The sequence below is a fragment of the Paenibacillus sp. FSL R5-0636 genome (assembly GCF_037974255.1).
GTDB lineage: Bacteria > Bacillota > Bacilli > Paenibacillales > Paenibacillaceae > Paenibacillus_AQ > Paenibacillus_AQ odorifer.
Genome location: NZ_CP150232.1, coordinates 2,139,887 through 2,163,403 on the forward strand (window position 1 = coordinate 2,139,887; position 23,517 = coordinate 2,163,403).

A 23,517-nucleotide genomic window follows, 5' to 3' on the forward strand; every position below is an offset into this window, starting at 1 on the left:
GAAGACGATCTGAGGAGTGTACGCTAACAAAACTTTTAGGAGGAATCATAATGAGCATTCACGACAAAGCACATGAACTGGCGAAAGCCATTAAAGAGAGCAGCGAGGTATCGGACATCAGAAATGCCATGAAGGTCGTAGAAACGGATCCTGAAGCGAAAGCGATGCTGGACAATTTCCGCCAAGGTCAGATGGAGCTGCAACAACGGATGATGAGCGGAGAAATGCCTCCACAGGAAGAAATGGAAAAGATGGAGAAGCTGTTCGAGGTGCTTAATTTGAATCTTGGCATTCGTCGTCTGTTCGATGCGGAACGCCGTCTGAGCGTTGTAATCGAGGATGTAAATAAAATTATCACCGAGAGTTTGTCCCAATTGTACGGTGAATAAATTTCAGCAATGAAAATCAAAAGAGGGTGTTCCCGAAGCCGATGGCTCTGGAAGCACCCTCTTTCTTGTGGCTGTGACTATATGGCTAGCCTAAGCTCAAGCTCGACCTCAACCTCAACCTCAACCTCAACCTCAACCTCAACCTCAACTAATCTTGTTTACCTTCGACTGCGCAGAGAAGAATACCAGCTGCCAAACCTAAGCGGCGATCAAGCTTGCCTTTTCGATCCTCCGAGAAGTCAGCCATAATTTTGGTGACAAATGGATTGAAATTTTGCTTGAAGGCAGGGATCGTAGTATCATCCATCTCGATATTATATTTCTGCGGAATAATAGCGATGAAGCGGCGCAGTAAAGCCATCGCGGTGCTGTCTTCCTTGATTTTTCCGATTTCCTGATCATGACGGTCAAGAATAATCCATTCATCCTTCAAAATAGATTTGAGACCCTTACGGCGAAAAGCACCAATATGCTCACCGGACTCTGTATCGTGTACATCATAAGTAGCGCTAAAATCGACGACGCTACGGGCTTTTATGCGCAGAAGCTCCTTCTGCATAGATTCATCCGTATAAAGTGCAATGTCTTCTTTAAGCTTGAACGCTTTCATTTGTGAATAGAGCACAAGCTGCTCAGAGCTGTCAAAAATATGAAGTTTCGCACCCATGATCGAAAATACCTTTTTGCGAATTATGTATTCGGTATGATTATAAGCTGCATTCAATTCAAAAACGCCTCCCCTAAATGAAATCATCATCTCATATATAAGCGTCTCTTGCTATATAAATGCTAACCTTTTATACATAATTTTGAAAAGGTTATATTTTTTAATGGACTTGTCTCATATTACGGGCCTCATGTTCATAGAGTAGAGATATAGATTCAATCGAATATCCTGTCTACGAAGGAGCTGTTATTAATGAGAAAAAGAAACAAGTTCAAACACGGTGTCTATCTCTTGCTGGCGTTGGCCATGCTTTTGTATGCACTGCCGAAGCTTTCGCTTGCGAATGGACCGAGTTGGGTGTTTGGTTTTGGAGTCGTCTGGTCACTTTTTGCGTTTATGGTCATTGCGGCACATCTGCATTTTATTATCGGGGTTGATGAGGAAAAGACCAAACGTTTGGAAGCTGTGCGAAAAGCAAAGCTGGAGCAATGGCAGACAAAGTGGAATGAAGAAACTAGAGTTTCGCAAAGATAATAGAGTTGGGGTCGATTACTAAAAAAGCTAGATTAGCTTCAGGTCTCTCCAAAAGCACGGCAGTCGTGCAAAGAGAGGCATAAATGCCTCTGGATGCCGCGGAAATCGCACAAGTAGCCAAAAGAGAGGTATAAATACCGTAGAATGCCGCGCAAATCGCACAAGTAGCCAAAAGAGAGGTATAAATACCGTAGAATGCCGCGCAAAACACCAAAGTAGCCAAAAGAGAGGTATAAATACCGTAGAATGTCGCACAAAACGCATAAGTAGCCAAAAGAGAAGTATAAATACCGTAGAATGCCGCACAAAACGCACAAGTACCCAAAAGAGAGGTATAAATACCGTAGAATGCCGCGGAAATCGCACAAGTAGCCAAAAGAGAGGTATAAATACCGTAGAATGCCGGGCAAAACACCAAAGTAGCCAAAAGAAAGGTATAAATACCGTAGAATGTCGCACAAAACGCATAAGTAGCCAAAAGAGAGGTATAAATACCGTAGAATGCCGCGCAAATCGTAAAAGTAGCTAAAAGAGAAGTATAAATACCGTAGAATGCCGCGGAAATCGCACAAGTAGCCAAAAGAGAGGTATAAATACCGTAGAATGCCGGGCAAAACACCAAAGTAGCCAAAAGAAAGGTATAAATACCGTAGAATGCCGCGCAAAATACCAAAGTAGCCAAAAGAAAGGTATAAATACCGTAGAATGCCGGGCAAAACGCAAAAGTAGCCAAAAGAGAGGTATAAATACCGTAGAATGCCGCGCAAATCGTAAAAGTAGCCAAAAGAGAAGTATAAATACCGTAGAATGCCGGGCAAAACACCAAAGTAGCCAAAAGAGAAGTATAAATACCTCAGAATGCCGAGCCAAGCGCAAAAGTCACACAAAGAGGCATACAAAAAAGACACACTCATACGAAAAAGCCCACTAGCCTAAGCCAGTGGGCTTTAATATGCCCCCTGTATTGCTTGCAGGGGGTTAAATGTTATTTTCTCATTGGTGAGATCTCTTCCAGCCTTCTTTTCTTCGGCAGATATCCGTTTACCAAGAGCCGCGTAATACCACACTGCAGGAACGAGGACCGCGAGTATAAAAAGAAATTGCATAAGCTCAGCTCCTTTCACGTCGATAGTATAAACTTTTTTCCTGATCGTAGAGAGGATGGACATAATCCTACCATCCTACCATCATCCGACCATCCCATCCACGTGTTAAGCAAAAACAATCCGATTACTTTTTACTGACCGAGCATTGAACTTCAAATACATAACTGGCGCTTCCCTGAGGCCATCTTGCATGGATGATATATAGGTGTCTGCCGCTACCTGCTGCGAGTTGAAAACTGTTTTTGTCCACGGAAAGGGCTTCGTCCGGTCGTTCCTCACCAGGAAATGAAGCCATAACCTCCATCTCCTTGGGTGCATATGAGAATTCGAGTTCTACCTGATCACCGCTGATGGCTTTGGGATGTACCTTCTGTATGGAAACCAGCTCAACGTTAGAAGCTATATCCACACATACGCCTTTGCCATTATCGTTCCAGCAATAAGAGCCTTGAATAGCCTCGAACTGCTCACCGCCAACAGTAACTTGAACGCTTGGGGGCTGTGGGTTAGCAGTGTCTTCTGATTAATTCTTATCTTCATTAAAAGTTGATTGAAACAAGTCCAATAGATCCTTTTTGCTGGTATCTGACAGGCGATAGTGGCCCATTTGTCCTGATTTAATGAGTAACCCATTGTTACTTCCGACGATCCAAAAAGAGAATTCATAACTTATGCCATCCTTCATGTTCACAGTGGTTCTGTAATCGCTGGAAGCAATATCTAGTTGTCCTCTATCATATTCAGCAGTAGTTATGGCTTGAACGAAACGTTCAAAGGAGGATGTATCCGAAATAGTGGCCATTGGCTGTTTTTTCTCAATTAAGTTGATAGAAACTATATTATTTGCATCCAGCTCTATCTGGTCTGCTTGTTTTATTTCGTTTCCCGTATTTCCACAGCCGACCAGTCCTATGAAAAGCAAAGTAAGGGCAAGTAGTAATAAAGCGGTCTTGTTCATATCTTCAATGCTCCCTTTACACATTCTTTAATTCTCAGACTATAAAAAAGAGGAAAAGGTTGCTAAATAAAGGCAGCGAATTTTTAAGGTCAGCTTAAAACGCATCAGAGATATTCAGTTTCAAAAAATTCGATTTTAAGGTGGTTTTCAAACCTGCTATGTGGCAATACCTACCTTAATCGTAGATTGTGTAAGGAGAGTGAAATTCGAATCCGAAGCTTATGAATCGGTTGTACTGAGCCATTCTATCGTTGTATAATAGGTACAGTATAGTACAGATCGGAGCATGGGGGTGTAACAGTTGGAAGGTCAAGGCGATGCGATTACTAAACACGAGCAACTGCTGCAGCATATTGAAAGTCTTAAGGTAGGCACCAAAATATCTGTTCGCAAGCTCGCCAAAGAAATGTTAGTCAGCGAAGGGACTGCTTACCGTGCAGTGAAGGAAGCTGAGAATCTCGGGATAGTCATCACGAAGGAACGGATTGGTACAGTTCGTGTAGAAAAGAAACCTCGGAACATTTCAGAGCAGCTGACGTTTGGCGATGTAGTTGATATTGTTGAAGGGCATGTGCTTGGCGGGGCAAGTGGACTAAATAAACATCTGCATAAATACGTGATCGGGGCGATGAAGGTCGATGCGATGATCCGTTATATAGACGCTGACAGTCTGTTGATTGTGGGTAACCGTGATGATGTTCACTCTCTGGCGCTGGAGCAGGGTGCAGGGGTTCTGGTGACAGGGGGCTTCGGGACGAGCCGTGAAGTGAAGGCATTGGCAGACGAGCTGGATCTTCCCATTATTTCTTCGAGACATGACACGTTTACCGTCGCTTCAATGATTAACCGTGCTATTTTTGATAGATTGATAAAGAAAAAAATTATGCTGGTAGAGGATATTATCGACAGCAAACCGCGCCTGAATACGTTAAAAATCTCTAGCACCGTCGGCGAGCTACGACAGGTTTCTGAGGAAACTGGAGAGCAGCGCTTTCCCGTTACGGATGAATGGAACCGAGTCATTGGCATTATCGGTCGCCGTGATGTAGAGGAATTGACGGAAGGGCAGATCATTGAAAAAGCGATGATTCGCAGTCCGGTTACGGCTGCACTGCAAACCTCACTAGCCTCCGCGGCCCAGATCATGATGTGGGAAGGCGTGGATTTTCTGCCCATAGTGGACCGTAACCGCAAACTGGTAGGCTCCCTAACCCGTAAAGAAGTGCTGCAAAGCTTACGCGATGTTCGGAACCAACCTCAGCTGGGAGAGACTTTTGATCATCTCATTTGGAATGGTTTTGCGGATGAGCGGGACGAAGAGGGACGATTGTTCTTCCATGGCTTTATTACGCCGCAGATGGCCACGGATCTTGGGACGATTTCTGAAGGAATATTGTCTACGCTTATGACGCTTTCGGCATTTAAAGCAGCTAAGGATATCACAGGAAATGATTATGTACTAGATAATATGTCCACTTATTTTATCCGACCGGTACAGATCGAACACGCGATCATTGTAATGCCGAGACTGCTCGAAATCAGCCGTCGTACCTGTAAGCTTGAAATTGAGATCAGCCACTCGGATACTCTGGTAGCCAAAGCTGTTCTGATGCTGCAATCCATTGATCATGGCTAAAAAATGGTTTGCTAGCTGGATAGCATCCGGTAAATAGGATCGTATACATGCTAAATAGACTGCCCTCATCATTGAAAGAGAGGGGAGTCTATTTTATTCTTTCTATTCCGCCAGAGCAGCAGCTAGGCTTTTGACTGGTGTTGTTCCTGGCTACGGCTACGGCTGTAAAAACTATAGCTGCGTAGACCCGAGAAGATGTTGAACGCACCAATCAGCAGAAAGGCAGCTTCAACAATGATATTAACGGTAGAGCCGCGAAACAAAAACATGGATATCAAGGATAGCGTTACGAGCATAGCACCGAGCATCACATTCATGACGGAGCGTTTCAGCCCTTTATCTTGGGGATTTAAGGTACGGCGGGAGGATATGCTGAACACAGCGGCACCGATTACAAAGATCACCAGCAGGATAAACAATAAATACTTGATAAATAAAACCATGGACAGCCAGCTCCTTTATCGTGTCTTGCAGTAGCCAAGAAGTAATTTCCACGTCTGTCCATTATTGTATCACACGATGGCTGTCAGCTGCGCTTAAAAGGACTGATTTCTACCCAGATTTGCAGGACGCCTTCCATGACGAGCATGGTTCGGATTTTGACAGAGTATTCCTTGTCACGCACAATGTATAGCTTGCCATCCAACAGCAGTCTAACCAGTTTGCTGTCTGTATCAATATCGAACATGCTGCGGCCGCGCATCGGTTCCAGATCTGAGCCCATTTGGCTTATGATTAATTTTACAGTTACGGGGTCAAGTGGGGTATCTTCTTTGGATTTGCTTTCCTCCGATCGAATTTTGATTTCTCTGATCACGGTTGAGGTATTATTGTATTTTTTGAGTGTCTGAATATCTTTTTGATATTGCTCGATCTGTACACGCAGATCTTGATTATGAAGCCATAATACGTTATATCCTACATGGTAAATAGCATTGTATATCACAGCTCCTACGACGATCCCTAGCATGAATATAGCGGAGATCTGGGTGAATCTGCGAAAACGACTGAATGGTGGAACTCTCATTGGCGTTACCCCCTGCCGCACACCCATTTTACTAGCTCACTGCCCATATGTGCTCCTAGAAAAGCGAAGGCAAGATACATGATTTGTTTGATGGCGGGGGAGAGGTTGCCTCCAATCATGTTACTTTCAATGACCCGTAAGGGATCCATAGTACCTCCTACAGCGGCTGCTAGTGCCCATATTTTAATCCGATCTGCCACATCCAGCATCGTTTGCGTCGGCGGTTGCAGGGATACAACGGCGCCGATTCCGCCGAGCATAGCTCCGCCAAGCACGATGCCGAAGGCGATAAAGAAGTCGAGGATAGCTTTGCTCATAAAAATGCTCATACAGGCCCCTTCCCGGACGAGGCATTTACAAGCTTTGCCTGTCCTTATGCTCTTAATCCATTGTATGGGCGGGTCCCCCTTTAATATGATAAAATAGTTTCATCTTATGTTTGATTTTTGCAGTAGAGAGGAAGTGGGGTTATGAGCCCTTTCGTGCATTTGCATGTGCACAGCGAATACAGTTTACTGGACGGGGCGGCGCGCATTACCGATCTCGTGCGCCGGGCCGGCGAATACGGCATGAAGTCGCTGGCGCTTACGGATCATGGAGTGATGTACGGGGCCATCCCCTTTTATAAAGCGTGTAAAGAGAATGGAATCAAGCCGATTATTGGCTGTGAAGCTTATTTAACCGCGGGTTCACGCCGTGAGCGGGGCAGTCGAAAAGATCAACCGATCTACCACTTGATTCTGCTCGTCAAGAATGAAACCGGCTACAAGAACCTGATGAAGCTGATCTCTATCGGCCATCTGGAAGGCCATCATTATAAACCCCGGATCGATATGGAAGTGTTGGCAGCTCATTCAGAGGGGATTATCTGCCTTAGTGCTTGTCTGGGCGGAGAAGTGCCGCAGCATCTGCTGCATGGTCGTGATGAGGAGGCGCGAAAGGCTGCGCTGCGATATAAGGCGATTTTTGGCGAAGATTTCTATCTGGAGCTGCAAGACCACGGGATCTCTGAGCAAAAGAGAGTGAATCCCAAGCTGATCGCCCTTGCCGGGGAATGTGAAATTCCACTTGTGGTGACGAATGATGTCCATTATTTGGCGAAGGAAGATGCTGAGGTTCAGGATGTGCTGATCTGCATCGGAACAGGCAAAACGGTGGATGATGAGGAACGTCTCAAGATCGGAACAGATCAGCTGTTTCTAAAAAGCAGCGAGCAAATGGCGGCATTGTTTCCGCATGTGCCGCAGGCTATCGCCAATACCTTATTGATCGCAGAAAAATGTAATTTGGAGCTTACCTTTGGCAATCATATTCTGCCTGCCTATTCTCCGCTCCCTGAAGGCATGGATTCCGCTGCTTATTTGCGTGAGCTGTGCTGGAAGGGGATGGAGGAACGATATATAGATACACCGCAATGGGCTACACCTGAGCAAAGAGAGACGGCTGAGAAGCGTCTCACCTATGAGCTGGGCGTTATCGAGAGTATGGGCTTCAGCGATTATTTTCTAATTGTGTGGGATTTTATTGCTTATTGTCAACGTCAGGGAATTGCTACGGGACCCGGACGGGGATCTTCCGCGGGTAGTCTCACCGCATACGCTTTGCGAATAACTGACGTGGACCCATTGAAATATAACTTGCTCTTTGAACGTTTTCTAAATCCAGAACGGATCACCATGCCGGATATTGATATCGATTTTAGCGATGAACGGCGTGATGAGGTTATTGGTTATGTAGTGGAGAAATACGGCAAAGAACATGTGGCGCAAATTATTACTTTCGGAACTATGGCTGCACGGGCTGCCGTTCGTGATGTAGGCAGGGTGCTGAACTTGCCTTATAACGAGGTAGACAAAGCTGCCAAGCTTATACCTGGTCAACTAGGGATCAGCCTTGCCAGGGCGCTGGAGAGTACACCAGATCTTAAAGCACTGTATGATAGCAATCCAAAGATTAAAGGGTTGCTGGATATGGCAATGAAGGTGGAGGGCATGCCCCGCCATGCTTCGACACATGCTGCTGGGGTTGTTATCTCGAAGGGTCCGTTGACAGATGCAGTCCCACTTCAGGAAGGTAATGAAAGTACGGCGTTAACCCAATACTCTATGGAGCATTTGGAGAGCGTCGGGCTGTTGAAAATGGATTTTCTGGGTTTGCGCACGTTGTCGATTATCGAACGCTGCATGAATTCAATTAAAGAAATGAGCGGAAGTGTTCCAGATTTCCGTGTCATCCCAGATCATGATCCAGCTACGTATGAAATGCTTGGGGCTGGTGAGACAACAGGGGTCTTCCAGCTGGAGTCGGCGGGCGTTAGACGAGTACTTAAAGATCTGAAGCCTAACGGCTTTGAAGATATTGTATCGGTTCTAGCGCTGTATCGTCCGGGTCCGATGGAATTTATCCCGAAATATATAGCAGGCAAACACGGTGAGATTGAAGTAGAGTATCCACATTCTGATTTGAAGGCTATTTTAGCGGACACCTATGGGATCATTGTGTATCAGGAACAGATCATGCAGATTGCTTCTCTGATGGCGGGCTTCTCGTTAGGAGAAGCGGATCTGCTCCGTCGAGCGGTCTCTAAGAAAAAACGTGAGACTCTGGATAAGGAACGGAGCCATTTTGTTCAAGGCAGCTTGCAGCAGGGGTATAATGAAACGGATGCGAATGCTGTTTATGATATGATCGTGCGCTTTGCCGATTACGGCTTCCCGCGTGCTCATGCCGCGGCTTACGGAGTGTTGGCTTTCCAGACAGCTTATCTCAAGGCACATTATCCGGTGCAGTTTATGGCGTCTATGTTGACCGCTGTAATGGGCACTCACCGCAAGGTAGCGGAGTATGTGCTGGACTGCCGCCGCACGGGCATCGGCGTGTTGCCGCCGGATGTGAACGAGAGCGGCGTATTGTTTACTCCGGTTCCAGGCGAAGGAACCGGAACCGGGCATATCCGCTTTGGACTCGCAGCCATTAAGAACGTCGGCACGCTGGCAGTGGAGAACATTATGGCGGTCCGCAAGGAGCGTCCGTTCGACAGTCTGCTAGATTTCTGTCGACGTGTGGACCTGCGGGTCTGCAATAAGCGGGTAGTGGAATCATTGCTGCAGGCGGGAGCTTTTGACTGTCTGCCGGGTCACCGCGCCCAGCTGCTGGCTATGCTGGACGAGACGGTTGACGCTGCGCTGAAATGGCGCAAGGAGCGGGATGAGCTGCAAATCCAGCTGTTCGACGATTTGGTGGAGACACCGAACTGGGAAATCCGCTATCCGGATATCCCTAAGTTCACCATTGGCCAGCAGCTGGAGATGGAACGTGAGCTGCTGGGGTTATATCTTTCGGGCCATCCGCTTGATGATAGCGCGGAGCTGCTTGAGGAGCCCGGTATGCAGCGGCTGATGGATCTTGGTGAAGCCGCGGATGAGAGCCAGACGGTTACGGCCGGAATGGTAGTATCCGTTAAGGAAATTACGACGAAGCAAGGAAAATCGATGGCCTTCGTCGAATGGGAAGATCAGATCGAGCGCTGCGAGGTCGTGCTCTTCCCTGAGGTGTGGAAGCGAAGCCGCAGCTTGATTGCCAAGGGCGCGCTGCTGGCCTTGCGCGCCAAGGTGCAGCAGGAAGACGAAGGCTTCAAGCTGCTGGCCGAGGAAGTGGCGCTGCTGTCTGCGGAGGCTCTCCGCGGGCTATTGCAGCGCCGCAGTGCCGCCGCGTCCCGCTCGTACAGCGCGGGACGCTCGGCCTCAGCAGGAGCGCCGCCACGCGGCGCAGCTCCTGCTTCCCGGACCAGCGGTGCCGCCACTGGTCCGGCTGCCAGGCCAGCAGGCGGCACAACGCCGCCTGCAACAACTGCACAGGCCGCGCCAACAACAGCGGCGACCTCAGGCCAGCGTGTCTTTATCAAGATCACGCCGGCCTCAGAGAATGCAGCGTTGCTGTCGCGCCTGAAAGAGCTGCTGCAGAATCATCCCGGTCCAGCTGCGACGCTTCTGTTCTATGAACAGGATCAGAAGCTCCTAGCTCTTAGCGATAATTATCGAATTAAGCCGTCCGAGGAACTTTTCGCGGCGATCGAGGTTATGCTGGGTGCAGGTACGGTAAGAATAAAATAAGAACAATTCTCCCCTTTTCCGCATACATTAGGAAACCACAGGGCACATCCCTGTACGGAAAGGGGAGTCGCAGCATGTCCTATCAAATGGCAGTAGATCTGTTGGAACGCAGAGGTGTAACACTTTCCTCCATTGCTGAAATCGTATATATTTTACAATCGGTTTATTATCCTGGTTTAACTAAGGATGAATGTCTGTCCAGCGTCAAGTCTGTTTTGGGCAAAAGAGAAGTGCAGTATACTTTAATGACAGGTGTTGCTCTTGATGAATTAGCCGAGAAAAAACTGCTTCCACAGCCGCTGCAGGCGGTAATGGAGGCTGATGAATCCCTCTACGGAGCGGACGAGACTCTGGCACTTGGTATAACAGGGGTATATGGGATGATCGGACTGACAGGTTTTGGTTATTTGGACAAAATAAAGCTTGGAATCATTGGTGAACTGAACGATGATAAAGGTAGGATTCATGTGTTCTTGGATGACCTTGTTGCCGGCATTGCTGCCGCCGCTTCCGCCAGAATTGCTCATCGGCATGAAGGGGCAAAAGTATATCCTTTAGGCACGGACAAGGAATAATTGAGCCCCTTTATTTCGTTTGAACAAGTTCCTCAGTCTTGCTTCCTATGCCCTACTCCTGTTGCGGGAAAAAAGAAAACTGTGTTATCATAATTCCATTATACGGGATACGGCTGGGAATTAAGATTGGGGAGGCCTTGCAGGGCATGTGGACGGTAATATATATCGCGCCGACCGCCAGAGTGGCGGATATGATTAAGAGTAAGCTAACAGAAGAAGGTTTTTTGGTAGAATGCCGTCCAATCAATATGTCCAAGCAGCAGTTTGAGATATTGGTTCCTTCAGGTGAACTGGAGGAAGTACAGGAAGTCCTTAATCTTATTCTGCATCCCTGAGTTTCTTACAAGACAAAAGTCATGACAGCGGCAAGCTGCATAACGCAAATAAACGGCTGAAGAGGTGCGGGTGTGTTCAAAGATTTATTTCAGAAGAAACGGAAGTACGCGACTATTCCTTCAGAACGTCTGGAGCGGAGCGGCGGGCCTGCGGAAGGCGAACGCCCCAAACGTGAAATCCCTGAAGGATTAATGAGCAAATGTAATAAATGCGGAACGATCCAGTATAGTAAGGAATTAGAGAAGAACCTAAAGGTATGTCCTACTTGTGGTCACCACATGCGCCTAAATGCTGTGGAGCGCATTGCGATGACATTAGACCCTGAGGGCTTTATTGAGTTTGACAGTGAAATGTATTCTATCGACCCGCTGAAATTTCCGGGTTACGCTTCCAAAGTGGAGCAACAGCAGCTGAAATCTGGACAAACTGAAGCCGTAATTACGGGTCAGGGTTCCATTGGTGGCCATCCAGTCATCGTAGCTGTGATGAATTTTGAATTTTTCTCAGGCAGTATGGGCTCTGTAGTAGGGGAGAAGATCACCCGTGCGATAGAAGAGGCCACGGAGCAACAGCTTCCACTCCTTATTTTCTCTACTTCAGGTGGAGCGAGAATGCAGGAGAGTATTCTTAGTCTAATGCAAATGGCGAAGACCAGCGCTGCGCTGGCTCGTTTTAACGAGGTTGGAGGTCTTTACATCTCGATAATTACGGATCCTACTACCGGTGGAGTATCTGCGAGTTTTGCCAGCCTTGGTGATATAATTATTGCAGAGCCTGGAGCGGTATTTGGTTTCGCAGGACGTATAGTCATTGAGCAGACCATTCGCCAGAAGCTTCCGGATGATTTCCAGACCGCTGAATTTAATCTTCAGCATGGGTTGCTTGATATGGTCGTGCACCGCAAAGAAATGCGCGCTACATTGACTAAAATTTTGGAGCTGCATGACGTGAAAGGGGGATTTTAGGTTGGCAGGAGAGTTGCCTTTTGAAATGCCTCTGGTAGAAATGCGCAAGAAGATTGCTGAACTGAAGCAGTTTGGCGAAGAGAAGGGTATTGATTTTACGGACGAGGTAGCTAGGCTGGAAGAACGATACCGTGTGCTGGAGGAAGAGATATATTCTAATATTTCTCCTTCGCAAAAAATGCATTTGGCTAGACATCAAGGACGTCCGACTTCCCTTGATCTTATGGGGCAGATCTTCACAGATTTTATTGAGCTCCACGGTGATCGGATGTTTGGGGATGATCTTGCTATTGTAGGCGGCATCGGTAAACTAAATGGGTTGCCGGTTACAGTTATTGGCCAGCAGCGCGGTAAAGACACCAAAGAGAATATTTTACGATTCTTCGGCAGTGCACACCCTGAGGGCTTCCGTAAAGCGCTGCGTCTGATGCAGCAAGCGGACAAGTTCAAACGTCCCATTATTACCTTCGTGGATACGAAAGGTGCATACCCAGGCAACACAGCCGAGGAAAGAGGTCAATCCGAAGCGATTGCCCGTAATTTACGCGAGATGTCTCAGTTTGGTGTCCCTGTAATCTGTGTGGTCATCGGTGAAGGCGGAAGCGGTGGCGCCCTGGCATTGGCGGTTGGAAATAGAGTGCTCATGCTGGAACATGCCATTTATTCGGCGATATCTCCAAACGGAGCGGCCTCTATTCTGTGGAAGGATGCTTCGAAGGCTGATCAAGCGGCAGAAGCCATGAAGATAACGGCTGCTGATCTGCTTGAGATGGAAGTTATAGAAGAGATCGTACCAGAGCCTAAAGGCGGCGCTCATCGGGATTACGAAGCAACGGCAGCGGCGATTAAGGATGCATTATGGCGGCATCTGCAGGAGCTAACCCAGATGAACTCAGTGGAATTGAAGGATGATCGATACCGTAAATTCCGTAAAATTGGTGAGTTTGCAGAGGCTCAGCAGGAACAAATTTTCATTGAAGAAGAAGTGAAGTCAGAAGTGTAAAAGTGCAAAATCATTTGCACTTTAAGACATATAGCTATACTTAGTGGGTCTTTTGGATATAGTGTAAAATATACAATTTATTGGAATTAAAATAATCTCGATCCACTAACGGGATTATTTTAATTTTTTTTATGTTTACAGAAAATTCGACTTAAAGTTACACCCAAAAGTGCCTACAACATTGATTTTGTGTCTGGTTTGCAGTAATATTCATAAGGGCGTACTTAAAGGCACATGTGACAAAGTTCCTATTTTATTAGTTAGCCTTGTAGTAGATTTTGTAGTTGGAAAAAGTGAGACAGAGAGAACGAAAAAACGGAGGAAAACCTAATGCGGAAAAGTAAAATTGTATGTACGATCGGACCTGCGAGTGAATCGTTGGAGAATATCAAAAAATTGATTTTGGCTGGTATGAATGTGGCCCGTCTGAATTTCTCCCACGGCGATTTCGAAGAGCACGGTGCTCGGATCAATACGATCCGTCAAGCATCTAAGGAACTGAACAAAACAGTTGCTATCCTGCTCGATACTAAAGGACCGGAGATTCGCACAGGCAAGCTGGAAGTAGAACCGATTGAACTTGTTCAGGACGAGTACCTGACACTGACTACGGAAGAGATCCTTGGTAATCAAGATCGTATTTCCATCACGTACAGCGAACTTCCTAACGATGTTCAAGTAGGATCCACAATCCTTATTGATGACGGTCTGATTGGTTTGACAGTTGTCGACATTCAAGGTACAGAAATCAAGACCCGTATTGTAAACGGTGGTACGATTAAGAGCAAGAAGGGCGTTAACGTACCAGGAGTAAACATCTCCTTGCCGGGTATTACGGAAAAAGACACCAACGATATTCTTTTTGGTATCGAACAGGACATCGATTTTATCGCCGCTTCCTTCGTTCGCAAAGCTAGCGACGTTCAGGAAATTCGTGAGCTGCTTGAGAAAAACAACGCTTCTCACATCCAAATCATTTCCAAAATCGAAAACCAACAAGGTGTTGACAACCTTGATGAAATTTTAGAAGCTTCTGACGGCCTGATGGTTGCTCGTGGTGACCTTGGTGTTGAAATCCCAGCTGAAGATGTACCTTTGGCTCAAAAATTGATGATTCAAAAATGTAACGTTGCTGGTAAACCAGTTATCACAGCTACACAAATGTTGGATTCCATGCAACGCAACCCACGTCCTACTCGCGCTGAAGCAAGTGACGTAGCAAACGCTATTTTAGATGGAACAGATGCAATCATGCTTTCCGGAGAAACTGCTGCTGGTAAATATCCAGTAGAATCCGTACTTACAATGTCCCGCATTGCTGAGAAAGCGGAATCCGCTCTGAACCACCATGAAATCTTCATGAAACAACAAACTGCACAAGAAACTACAGTTACAGAAGCAATCAGCCAATCCGTTGCAATTTCTGCTTTGGATCTGAACGCTAAGGCTATCATTTCTTCGACTGTAACAGGTCATACTGCACGCGTTGTTTCCAAATACCGTCCTAAAGCACCAATCATTGCCGTTACAACACAAGAAAGAACTATGCGTCAATTGTCCCTCGTTTGGGGCGTAACGCCAGTGTTCGGACAAGTTGCATCTTCCACAGATGAGCTGCTGGAAACAGCAATCAAAGGTGGTAAGGATTCCGGTCTGGTTCAAACTGGTGACCTAGTTGTGATTACTGCAGGAATTCCACTTGGACGTTCTGGTTCCACTAACTTGGTAAAAGTAAGCACAATCGAGTAGTTTTCGACTGGCTTCACCTGTTTAACAGGTTCCATAGAGCTTAATTAAAGGGTTGTCTCAACTGTAGTGTAAATCTACAAGCGAGGCAGCCCTTTTTTCGTGTTTATCAACATATTCGATTGAAGATTATGTTAAATCCATTTATGCTGTTAGTAACAAATCTTGAATGACAGGTTCGAGAATTTTTATTTGGGGTATGTTCGTTTGACAGTAAAAGAATCCCCACGATGGTTTGGACAAGAAGGAACGGCGATAGTAGCGTTATTTTGCACCATGATTCCTCCCATATTTAGGGTAAGCCTCGGACTTTTGCCATTAATTCGACAGCAATAGAAGCAAGTAGGGGAGACGCGCGCCAGCTTTGCGATCGAGCCGTCTACCTCGGGAGCCTCCATAATCCATTCACCAGAGGTTTGTGGTCCGTTGTATCGCTGCAATGTTCGAAAAATCCAATTTCGGCTCAAATTGCGGAGCGTAATCGTCCATTTGTTGCGGCCTACCTTCGTGATGTTAGCTTTTATATGGTCTCCAGGGCTCACTGGAAGGGGAATTACCGTTTCAACATCAGGTAAAATTTCCCACCAAGCGTAATACCGGGCACGACCATTTACGAATTCATGGCCTGTTCCCGTTTGGATCAGGCTGCTGTTCTTGAAACCGTCGATTCCAATCCAAGCAGAGGAATAGGAAGGTTTAGAGGTTGGTTTTACGGAGGGAACGATCCATTCGCCGGCAATGCGGTTAAGGGTCCCCTTTTTTCCAGTGATTGTATACCCGCTCCAGTTTGTTGAAGACCAGCCGAAGCCGGAGCTTTGAAATTTGTTCGCATTAGATTTGTCTTTTAGACATGGATGATTGACCCGAATAGAATTTTGTTTATCATTCAACTTGTCCACCGCCTTTATAGTACTGCTATATTAAATGCGGTGATTACATAGGAAGTACGGGTGTTCTGCTAAAATATAAGAGAGTGCAATGCTTGATTAAGAAGCTGGAGAGGATTTGTAGCTTAAAATGGAAAAATTATCGAAGCTGCGTGGCTTTTATCTGTTTTTAGGATTGGCCGGTGGTTCATTTGGCTCATATCTAACGCTGCTGCTTGTACACAATGGACTTGATAGCGGGCAAATAGGTATACTAATGGCAACAGGCACGCTAATTGCGATCACGATTCAGCCAATATGGGGAATTGTCTCGGATCGGTATAATCAGACACGTTTGGTACTAATCCTAAGTGTGGCGATACCGGCTTTATTAGCGGTCTTTTACCGTTCGGAATATTTTATAGTGTTACTGCTGGTGTATACCCTCTCAACAATCTTTTCCTCAACACAGGCGCCTATAGCCGATTCTTACGCGATTTCAGCGGCGAAGAGGGCTGGGGCTACTTATGGTAGTATAAGGCTTATGATGAGCATTGGAGCGGCTGTGGGAGCCTATTTAGGCGGATTGTATGTATCGTCCTTCTCTGTATCCACGATATGGCTGCCCTTTCTTATGTTTAATCTAATAGCGGTTCTTATTGCATTGACGCTGCCGAAGCAGGCAGAAGAGAATCATATGATGCGGCAATCGTTTTCTCAGGGGGTTAAAAAGCTGCTGGGGAATCGGGTGTTCCTAGCGTTTTTGGGTGGCAGTTTTCTTGTGAACCAGACGATGACTGCTTTTGGAACCTACTTCGTTATCGCGTTTCAGTCGGTTGGAGGTTCAACTCGTTATGCAGGAATTGCGCTTTTTCTCGCATCTGTAACGAACGTGCCCTCCATGCTGTTTGCTTCCAAGGTAATCAAAAAGCTGGGTCGCGAGCGGACGCTGCTCCTTGGTGCACTTATTTATGTCTTGCGGTGGGGCATTCAGGTGGCATTCCCTTATCCATCCGTAATGATTGGAGTGCAGGTACTGCATGGTCTGTCATTCGGGTTCTTTTATATTGCTGCCGTTGAATATGTATCTCAGATCACCTCTAACGAGATGCAGGCGACTGGGCAAAGTGTTTTTAATATGGTGTTCTCGGGTTTTGCCGGTGTTGTTGGCAATTTATTAAATGGATTCTTGCTCAATCAAGGCGGTGTAGAAGTGATGAACCTGTCTTGTATGTTGAGTTCAATCGCAGGAGCGATGCTGCTATTTTATGTCGCCAGAAGCTCCCGAAGCAAACTATCAACGACAAAGCTATCTTCAGACGGGGCCAGGGCATAAAGCTCTCCCTGCTGCCTATGCCGAAAGGAGTATTTATAAATGGAATTACAGCAAGACGGTTTGCGAAGCCGGTGGTATGAATCGACCCTGCGTGTTCGATACCAGGAAAGTGATCAGATGGGCGTTGTGTATCATGCGAATTATTTGAACTGGTTTGAGTCTGGCCGTACGGAGTTGTTACGTCAGCTTGGCTTTACTTATCGTGAGCTTGAGAATCAGGGAGTGCTGCTTCCTGTTACCTCAGCCGATTTGCAATTTAAAAGTCCGGCGCGATATGATGATCTTATCTCCGCGTATGCGCGAATGACTACCTTTTCGGCGTTAAGAGTCGCATTTGAGTATCAGGTGCGGAGGCTCTCGGAAGCAGAAGGTAGGAATTTAGAGGGGTCAGCGGCTACTTTGGGACAATTGCGGTCGATGGACCTCCCCGGGGAACTGCTGGTTACCGGCTCGACAAATCATGTTTGGGTGAATCGAGAATGGAAGCCTGCCAGGCTGGATAGAGCCCTTCCGGAGCTGTTTCACGCGATTAAAGGAGCGCTGCGGGAAGAAAGGGGTTCTGTATGATTAGAAGCAAATGGTTGTGGGCTGCATTATTTATCATTCCTGCCGTGGAATTATTCGGCTTTATCTTTGTAGCAGATCAGCTTGGAGCATTCAAAACGCTGCTGCTTATGTTGACCACCTCGGTTATCGGTTTATTGATGATGCGTTTCGAAGGGAATAAGGTGCTGCAAGACAGCAGAACACATATGCAGGAGGGACGCGTTCCTGGCCGGACGATGCTGGATGGCCTATGCATTTTTTTCGGGGGCTTACTGCTGATCTTACCTGGTTTCGTAACGGATATTGTAGGTTTCTCCTTGGTGTTTCCGTTGACTCGGCCTTTGTATCGTATATTTTTGCTGAAGTGGATTGAGAAAAAGATGAAAAACGGCACCTTCACTTTTTACCGCCGCTAGTTATAATCAAAACAAAAACAGAGCGGATCCCCGTCATTGATAGGGATCCGCTCTGTTTTGCTATTCTAGGAATTGTAGGGTATTGTTTATTATCTTAGTCTTCCGCTGACAATATAGCTGTGTAACGCGTGAAATACACCTGCTCGGTTAAAGGCTACAAGGATAACTAGAATAACGGGACCGATGATCAGCCCAAGCATGCCGAACAGCTGCAAACCTGCAAACATACCGACCAGCATAGCAAGGGGATCAAGCCCAATGCTGCTGGCGAGCACTTTCGGCTCAAGCACTTGGCGGGTTATAAGGATAACGGCATATAGGATAGTAAGTCCGATCCCCAGTGCCAGATTGTCTGTCATGTAAGAGTATAAAGCCCAGGGAATCATTACGATTCCAACCCCTAAATAAGGCAGCAGATCCACAAAACCAATCATTAAGCCAATAGCGAAAGCAGATTTTACACCCAAGAGCAGCAACCCGATCACGACAATGACCGCTGTAATCGAGATGAGGATTAGCTGAGCCCGGAGATAGCCGAAGAGAGCTTTTCGCAGATCCCGCCAGATATCCGATACAGGCTTTAAGAACGGTGCTGGCAGCCAGCTTGTGAGTTTAGCATTATGTCTTTCCCAGCTAGTACTAATAAAAAAGGCAGCGAGAACGACCACGATAAGAATTGTACCCATACTGGGTAGAGCAGAGATCAGCTTTAAGATCACATTAAAAAATCCGGTCACCACTTGCGTAACTGCGTAACCAACTGTTTCCGTTGTTCTGCTGATATTGCTGTCAATGGTGGCGTGATAGTCAGGATTGTCGCGGTAGAACTGATTTATCTGGTTAATGATATTCTGTATGCTTGCATTCTGGCTCAAAGACAGCAGAAGATCTCTCCATTGGTCCGTATGAAGATTAAAGGTCTGCAGCAGCACGATCAATTCTTTCACTAGCCTTGTAATCATCGCGGTCAGTACTAGTGCGGTTCCGCCTATGTAAAATAGCAGCGAGAGCGACACTGCGAGCCACGCTGGGAGCTTAAGACCTTTAAGAATCAACACTAGTGGATGCATGATATAAGCGAGCAACCAAGCGAGCAGGAGGGGGTATAACAGCGGAAGCAATAAATAGATTGCCAGCAGGAGGATAGAGGTAGCCAGAACGACCCACAGGCCGCGCAGCAGTCTTTTTAATGCTAATCGGTCCATACGAAGATCTACACCTCCTTCATTCCTGCTGATGCAGGGGAATAAAAGCTCGTCTTCATATATATTCATAGAACGTATTTAAAGACTAGGAAACGGGATAAATATTGGGCTGAACCGGATGCTATAAACTAAAATCTCAACTGTGAATCAAGGGTTTAGAAGTTTTTTTCTATCTCTGTGATAAAATCATTTGATGCGCTGCAAAGCTTCCACATTGTTCACATAACCGACAAAATCCAGTATGATGAATAAAGATTCGATTACGAAAGTCAGACAACATCCTCGCCGGATATGTCCTTGAACTGCACTTATTAGATTTTTCAATGCTTTAAATTGGAAATGTTTTCATGAAACCGAGAATGCTTTTTATACCTTGTTGGCAAAGGAGAGATATGCTATGACAGCTACCAAAGGCTTGGAAGGTATCGTTGCAACAACTTCATCCATTAGCTCTATTGTGGATGGGGTACTCACTTACCGTGGTTATGATATTGATGATCTCGCAGAAAATGCTACCTTCGAAGAAACCGCTTATTTATTGTGGTTTGGCAGTCTACCAACAACACCAGAGCTGGAAGCGCTCAAACGGGATTTCAGTGCTTTCGCACGGATTCCTGAGCCAGTTATCGAGCAAATGAAGCTCTATCCAAAAGACACCAACACCATGGCAGCATTGCGGACTGCTGTATCAAGCCTTGCTCTCTATGATGAAGCGGCTGACGATATGAGTAGAGAAGCTAACGAGATTAAAGCAGTAAAACTACAGGCTCAGCTCCCGACGGTTGTGGCAGCCCTATCGCGTATTCGCAAAGGTCTGGAACCTGTGGCTCCTAAAGAAGGCGTCTCGATTGCCGAGAACTTCCTGTATATGCTATGGGGAAAAGAGCCTGACAGTGTATCTGTTAAAGCGCTTGATACCGCACTTGTGCTTCATGCGGACCATGAGCTGAATGCTTCAACCTTTGCAGGCCGGGTTACGGTTGCAACCTTGTCCGATATTTATTCAGGCGTAACCTCTGCTATCGGTGCACTCAAGGGTCCACTTCACGGTGGGGCGAATGAAGCCGTTATGAAGATGCTTGAAGAGATCGGAAGTTTGGAAGCGGTTGAACCTTATATTCGTAAGAAGCTGGATAACCGTGAGAAGATCATGGGCTTCGGCCATAGAGTATACAAGAATGGTGATCCACGTGCTAAACATCTGATGAAAATGTCACTTGAACTTGGCACAATGAAGAATGATACTACGCTGTATGATATGTCCGTAAATATCGAGGAATTGATTACCGGACAAAAGGGACTTAAACCAAATGTTGATTTCTATTCGGCATCAGTTTATACACAGCTGGGTATTGAACGTGAGCTGTTCACTCCTATCTTTGCAATTAGCCGGACTTCAGGCTGGACTGCGCATATTCTGGAGCAATATACAGATAACCGTATTATCCGGCCACGTGCAGAATACACAGGTATGATTGAACAGAAATACGTTCCAGTAGACGAAAGATAGAAGGGCAGCCTTGCAGGCTGCTCCTAAAGTTTAGTAGAATGAACCCTAGAATATATGCAATAATGCATATTCATACGTAGAGAGTTTTGTTCGAGGCTTGTCCATGAGAAATTAAATCCCACAAAACTTTAGGAGGAATACACTCAAATGTTGAAACTAGAAAAATTCGATCTGCCAACAGAAGGCGAACAAATCACAATTAAAGATGGTAAACTGCAGGTTCCTAATCATCCAATCATTCCTTTTATCGAGGGTGACGGCACAGGCCGTGATATTTGGAAGGCTTCCAAACGCGTACTTGATGCAGCAGTAACTAAAGCTTATGGCGGCACAAAGCAAATCGCTTGGTACGAAGTTTTTGCTGGCGAAAAAGCCTTCAATACATATGGCGAATGGCTGCCAAATGATACATTGGAGGCAATCCGTGAATATTTTGTAGCTATTAAAGGTCCGCTTACGACTCCAATCGGAGGCGGTATTCGTTCATTGAACGTAGCTTTGCGTCAAGAGTTGGATTTGTACGTATGTCTGCGTCCAGTTCGTTATTTCGAAGGGGTTCCTTCTCCTGTTAAACGTCCTGAGCTGGTGGATATGGTTATTTTCCGTGAGAATACGGAGGATATTTATGCAGGGATTGAATATCAAGAAGGTTCTGCTGAAGTGAAGAAAGTCATCGAATTCCTGCAAAAAGAGATGGGAGTTAACAAAATCCGTTTCCCTGAAACTTCTGGTATTGGTATCAAACCAGTATCCTCCGAAGGTTCGAAACGTTTGGTGCGCGCTGCGATTGAATATGCGATCAAACACGGACGCAAGAGCGTAACGCTTGTGCACAAAGGAAACATCATGAAGTTCACTGAAGGTGCCTTCAAAAACTGGGGTTATGAAGTTGCTGAGCAAGAGTTCGGAGATAAGGTCTTCACTTGGAATCAATATGATGTGATTAAAGAACGTGAAGGTGAAGCTGCTGCCAATGCTGCTCAGAAGGATGCTGAAGCTGCAGGCAAAATCATCATCAAGGATGCCATTGCGGATATCGCATTGCAACAAGTTCTGACTCGTCCGACTGATTTTGATGTTATTGCTACCTTGAACCTGAACGGGGACTACCTGTCTGACGCGCTTGCTGCGCAAATCGGCGGTATCGGTATCGCTCCTGGAGCGAACATTAACTATATTTCTGGACATGCGATTTTTGAAGCCACTCATGGCACCGCACCTAAATATGCAGACAAAGATGTTGTGAACCCTGGTTCCGTGATTCTGTCCGGTGTAATGTTGCTGGAGCATCTGGGCTGGCAGGAAGCAGCAGATCTGATTTATAAAGGTATGGAAACAGCTATTAATAACAAGACCGTGACTTATGACTTTGCCCGCCTGATGGAAGGCGCAACTGAACTGAAATGCTCTGCATTTGCCGACGAGATTATTAATCACCTCTAAGAGACTGGCTCAACCAACTGAATATATTGAAGTTTAGCTAATACAAGCTATACCGACACCGTTCTAGGAGGAGAATCCTTGGCAATCAAACGTTATAAAATTACAGTTGTAGGTGCCGGTTTTACTGGTGCTACTACAGCTCTTATGCTTGCTCAAAAGGAGCTTGGTGACGTTGTGCTGCTTGATATCCCACAAATGGAGAACACTACCAAGGGGAAGGCACTAGATATGCTGGAAGCAGGTCCTGTACAGAAATTTGACAGTCAAATTACAGGAACCTCAAGCTATGAAGATGCTGCGGATTCAGATATTGTAATCATCACTGCAGGGATTGCCCGTAAACCTGGAATGAGTCGCGATGATCTCGTGAACACCAATGCAGGTATTGTGAAGTCGGTATGCGAGAACATAAAACGTGTAGCACCAGATTCCATTGTAATCATTCTGAGCAATCCAGTTGACGCTATGACCTATGCGGCATTTAATGCGCTGGGTTTTCCGAAGAGTCGCGTAATTGGACAATCCGGAGTGCTGGATACAGCCCGCTATAACACGTTTATTGCACAAGAGCTGAAGGTATCCGTTGAAGATGTACGTGGTTTCGTATTAGGCGGACATGGCGACGATATGGTACCGCTTGTAAGGTATTCCAGTGTCGGTGGCATCCCAATTGATACATTGATATCTGCGGAGCGTATTGATGAGATTGTGCAACGTACACGTGTGGGTGGCGGAGAGATTGTTAACCTCTTAGGAAATGGTAGTGCTTATTATGCACCAGCGGCTTCTTTAGTTCAGATGGCGGAAGCTATCTTGAAGGACAAAAAACGGATCATTCCGGTTATCGCCTTGCTCGAAGGAGAATATGGCTATGATAACCTGTTCATGGGTGTTCCGGCGTTACTTGGTGCCAATGGTATCGAGAAGATTTTTGAACTGGAGCTTACAGCTGAGGAAAAAGCGGCTTTAGATAAGTCTGCTGAATCCGTGCGTAGCGTAACAGCTGTGCTAACTGTATAGATTGTGACAGAGGTATGAAGAAACCCCCATTTTGTTCACTTAAAATGGGGGTTTCCTTTTCTTCTCAAGCAATAATGGGTATAATTAAATGTAACTATTATCACAGTTAAAATGGAGGAGA

General features: G+C 46.1%; 25 protein-coding genes. 15 read left to right on the plus strand and 10 right to left on the minus strand.

Annotated elements, in window-relative coordinates; all coding sequences use genetic code 11:
• Nucleotides 1-50: 50 nt before the first annotated feature.
• Complete coding sequence (locus MKX34_RS09235; protein ID WP_036683973.1) at nucleotides 51-389, plus strand: YlbF family regulator; 339 nt, start codon at nucleotides 51-53, stop codon at nucleotides 387-389.
• Nucleotides 390-537: 148 nt separating this feature from the next.
• Here MKX34_RS09235 and MKX34_RS09240 read toward each other — a convergent pair whose 3' ends face one another.
• Complete coding sequence (locus tag MKX34_RS09240; RefSeq protein WP_036683971.1) at nucleotides 538-1,113, minus strand: hypothetical protein; 576 nt, start codon at nucleotides 1,111-1,113, stop codon at nucleotides 538-540.
• A 195-nt stretch (nucleotides 1,114-1,308) separates the two neighbouring features.
• Between MKX34_RS09240 and MKX34_RS09245 the strand changes: the two genes are divergently transcribed.
• Nucleotides 1,309-1,590, plus strand: a complete 282-nt coding sequence (locus tag MKX34_RS09245; RefSeq protein WP_036683968.1) for a hypothetical protein — start codon at nucleotides 1,309-1,311, stop codon at nucleotides 1,588-1,590.
• On the opposite strand, the gene MKX34_RS09250 is transcribed toward MKX34_RS09245, so the two are convergent.
• The 4 genes from MKX34_RS09250 to MKX34_RS09265 form a co-directional block, all read right to left on the minus strand.
• The gene (locus MKX34_RS09250) at nucleotides 1,571-2,425 is read right to left on the minus strand and encodes a hypothetical protein (RefSeq protein ID WP_339204835.1); all 855 of its coding nucleotides are present in this window, start codon (nucleotides 2,423-2,425) and stop codon (nucleotides 1,571-1,573) included. The genes MKX34_RS09245 and MKX34_RS09250 overlap by 20 nt on opposite strands.
• Before the next feature lie 112 nt (nucleotides 2,426-2,537).
• Nucleotides 2,538-2,759 (minus strand): hypothetical protein, encoded by a 222-nt coding sequence (locus MKX34_RS09255; RefSeq protein WP_076140868.1) that lies wholly within the window; start codon nucleotides 2,757-2,759, stop codon nucleotides 2,538-2,540.
• Between the two features lie 61 nt (nucleotides 2,760-2,820).
• Nucleotides 2,821-3,105, minus strand: coding sequence for a hypothetical protein (locus MKX34_RS09260; protein WP_076104083.1), 285 nt, complete (start codon nucleotides 3,103-3,105; stop codon nucleotides 2,821-2,823).
• 114 nt (nucleotides 3,106-3,219) lie between these two features.
• The gene (locus MKX34_RS09265; RefSeq protein WP_076104082.1) at nucleotides 3,220-3,654 is read right to left on the minus strand and encodes a hypothetical protein; all 435 of its coding nucleotides are present in this window, start codon (nucleotides 3,652-3,654) and stop codon (nucleotides 3,220-3,222) included.
• Between the two features lie 301 nt (nucleotides 3,655-3,955).
• On the opposite strand from MKX34_RS09265, the gene MKX34_RS09270 reads away from it, so the two are divergent.
• Nucleotides 3,956-5,290, plus strand: a complete 1,335-nt coding sequence (locus tag MKX34_RS09270) for a DRTGG domain-containing protein (RefSeq protein WP_036678878.1) — start codon at nucleotides 3,956-3,958, stop codon at nucleotides 5,288-5,290.
• 122 nt (nucleotides 5,291-5,412) lie between these two features.
• Here MKX34_RS09270 and MKX34_RS09275 read toward each other — a convergent pair whose 3' ends face one another.
• From MKX34_RS09275 to MKX34_RS09285, 3 genes are all read right to left on the minus strand, one after another.
• Nucleotides 5,413-5,733, minus strand: a complete 321-nt coding sequence (locus MKX34_RS09275) for a YtpI family protein (RefSeq protein ID WP_076104081.1) — start codon at nucleotides 5,731-5,733, stop codon at nucleotides 5,413-5,415.
• An 83-nt stretch (nucleotides 5,734-5,816) separates the two neighbouring features.
• Complete coding sequence (locus MKX34_RS09280; RefSeq protein WP_038569663.1) at nucleotides 5,817-6,317, minus strand: DUF4044 domain-containing protein; 501 nt, start codon at nucleotides 6,315-6,317, stop codon at nucleotides 5,817-5,819.
• A 5-nt stretch (nucleotides 6,318-6,322) separates the two neighbouring features.
• Entirely contained in the window at nucleotides 6,323-6,646 is a 324-nt protein-coding gene (locus MKX34_RS09285; protein WP_036678886.1) for a YtrH family sporulation protein, read from the minus strand.
• A gap of 141 nt (nucleotides 6,647-6,787) precedes the next feature.
• On the opposite strand from MKX34_RS09285, the gene MKX34_RS09290 reads away from it, so the two are divergent.
• From MKX34_RS09290 to pyk, 6 genes are all read left to right on the plus strand, one after another.
• The gene (locus tag MKX34_RS09290) at nucleotides 6,788-10,429 is read left to right on the plus strand and encodes a DNA polymerase III subunit alpha (RefSeq protein ID WP_076296038.1); all 3,642 of its coding nucleotides are present in this window, start codon (nucleotides 6,788-6,790) and stop codon (nucleotides 10,427-10,429) included.
• A 74-nt stretch (nucleotides 10,430-10,503) separates the two neighbouring features.
• On the plus strand, nucleotides 10,504-11,004 hold the full coding sequence (locus MKX34_RS09295; protein ID WP_076100096.1) for a phosphatidylglycerophosphatase A: 501 nt from the start codon (nucleotides 10,504-10,506) through the stop codon (nucleotides 11,002-11,004).
• A gap of 146 nt (nucleotides 11,005-11,150) precedes the next feature.
• Nucleotides 11,151-11,339: a hypothetical protein gene (locus tag MKX34_RS09300; RefSeq protein WP_036678895.1), complete on the plus strand. Its 189-nt coding sequence runs from the start codon at nucleotides 11,151-11,153 to the stop codon at nucleotides 11,337-11,339.
• 72 nt (nucleotides 11,340-11,411) lie between these two features.
• On the plus strand, nucleotides 11,412-12,305 hold the full coding sequence (gene accD, locus MKX34_RS09305) for an acetyl-CoA carboxylase, carboxyltransferase subunit beta (protein ID WP_036678897.1): 894 nt from the start codon (nucleotides 11,412-11,414) through the stop codon (nucleotides 12,303-12,305).
• A 1-nt stretch (nucleotide 12,306) separates the two neighbouring features.
• Nucleotides 12,307-13,308: an acetyl-CoA carboxylase carboxyltransferase subunit alpha gene (locus MKX34_RS09310; RefSeq protein ID WP_036678900.1), complete on the plus strand. Its 1,002-nt coding sequence runs from the start codon at nucleotides 12,307-12,309 to the stop codon at nucleotides 13,306-13,308.
• A gap of 330 nt (nucleotides 13,309-13,638) precedes the next feature.
• The gene (gene pyk / locus MKX34_RS09315) at nucleotides 13,639-15,057 is read left to right on the plus strand and encodes a pyruvate kinase (protein WP_038569666.1); all 1,419 of its coding nucleotides are present in this window, start codon (nucleotides 13,639-13,641) and stop codon (nucleotides 15,055-15,057) included.
• Between the two features lie 185 nt (nucleotides 15,058-15,242).
• Here pyk and MKX34_RS09320 read toward each other — a convergent pair whose 3' ends face one another.
• The gene (locus MKX34_RS09320; RefSeq protein WP_256717582.1) at nucleotides 15,243-15,944 is read right to left on the minus strand and encodes a G1 family glutamic endopeptidase; all 702 of its coding nucleotides are present in this window, start codon (nucleotides 15,942-15,944) and stop codon (nucleotides 15,243-15,245) included.
• A gap of 127 nt (nucleotides 15,945-16,071) precedes the next feature.
• Here MKX34_RS09320 and MKX34_RS09325 point away from each other — a divergent pair, with 127 nt between their 5' ends.
• Genes MKX34_RS09325 through MKX34_RS09335 form a run of 3 tightly spaced genes read left to right on the plus strand, consistent with a single transcriptional unit; the run spans nucleotide 16,072 to nucleotide 18,218 of the window.
• Nucleotides 16,072-17,256: an MFS transporter gene (locus MKX34_RS09325; protein WP_036678905.1), complete on the plus strand. Its 1,185-nt coding sequence runs from the start codon at nucleotides 16,072-16,074 to the stop codon at nucleotides 17,254-17,256.
• Nucleotides 17,257-17,295: 39 nt separating this feature from the next.
• Complete coding sequence (locus tag MKX34_RS09330) at nucleotides 17,296-17,823, plus strand: thioesterase family protein (RefSeq protein WP_076296039.1); 528 nt, start codon at nucleotides 17,296-17,298, stop codon at nucleotides 17,821-17,823.
• A complete protein-coding gene (locus tag MKX34_RS09335) occupies nucleotides 17,820-18,218 on the plus strand; it encodes an FxsA family protein (protein ID WP_036678910.1) in 399 nt (132 codons plus the stop codon). Before MKX34_RS09330 ends, MKX34_RS09335 begins: the two co-directional genes overlap by 4 nt.
• A gap of 89 nt (nucleotides 18,219-18,307) precedes the next feature.
• On the opposite strand, the gene ytvI is transcribed toward MKX34_RS09335, so the two are convergent.
• Nucleotides 18,308-19,423 (minus strand): sporulation integral membrane protein YtvI, encoded by a 1,116-nt coding sequence (ytvI, locus tag MKX34_RS09340; protein ID WP_076140876.1) that lies wholly within the window; start codon nucleotides 19,421-19,423, stop codon nucleotides 18,308-18,310.
• 397 nt (nucleotides 19,424-19,820) lie between these two features.
• Here ytvI and citZ point away from each other — a divergent pair, with 397 nt between their 5' ends.
• The 3 genes from citZ (at nucleotide 19,821) to mdh (ending at nucleotide 23,396) form a co-directional block, all read left to right on the plus strand.
• Nucleotides 19,821-20,933 (plus strand): citrate synthase, encoded by a 1,113-nt coding sequence (gene citZ, locus MKX34_RS09345; RefSeq protein ID WP_036678915.1) that lies wholly within the window; start codon nucleotides 19,821-19,823, stop codon nucleotides 20,931-20,933.
• Between the two features lie 147 nt (nucleotides 20,934-21,080).
• Complete coding sequence (gene icd / locus MKX34_RS09350; RefSeq protein WP_036678918.1) at nucleotides 21,081-22,376, plus strand: NADP-dependent isocitrate dehydrogenase; 1,296 nt, start codon at nucleotides 21,081-21,083, stop codon at nucleotides 22,374-22,376.
• Nucleotides 22,377-22,454: 78 nt separating this feature from the next.
• Nucleotides 22,455-23,396 (plus strand): malate dehydrogenase, encoded by a 942-nt coding sequence (mdh, locus tag MKX34_RS09355; RefSeq protein ID WP_076100099.1) that lies wholly within the window; start codon nucleotides 22,455-22,457, stop codon nucleotides 23,394-23,396.
• Nucleotides 23,397-23,517: the final 121 nt, after the last annotated feature.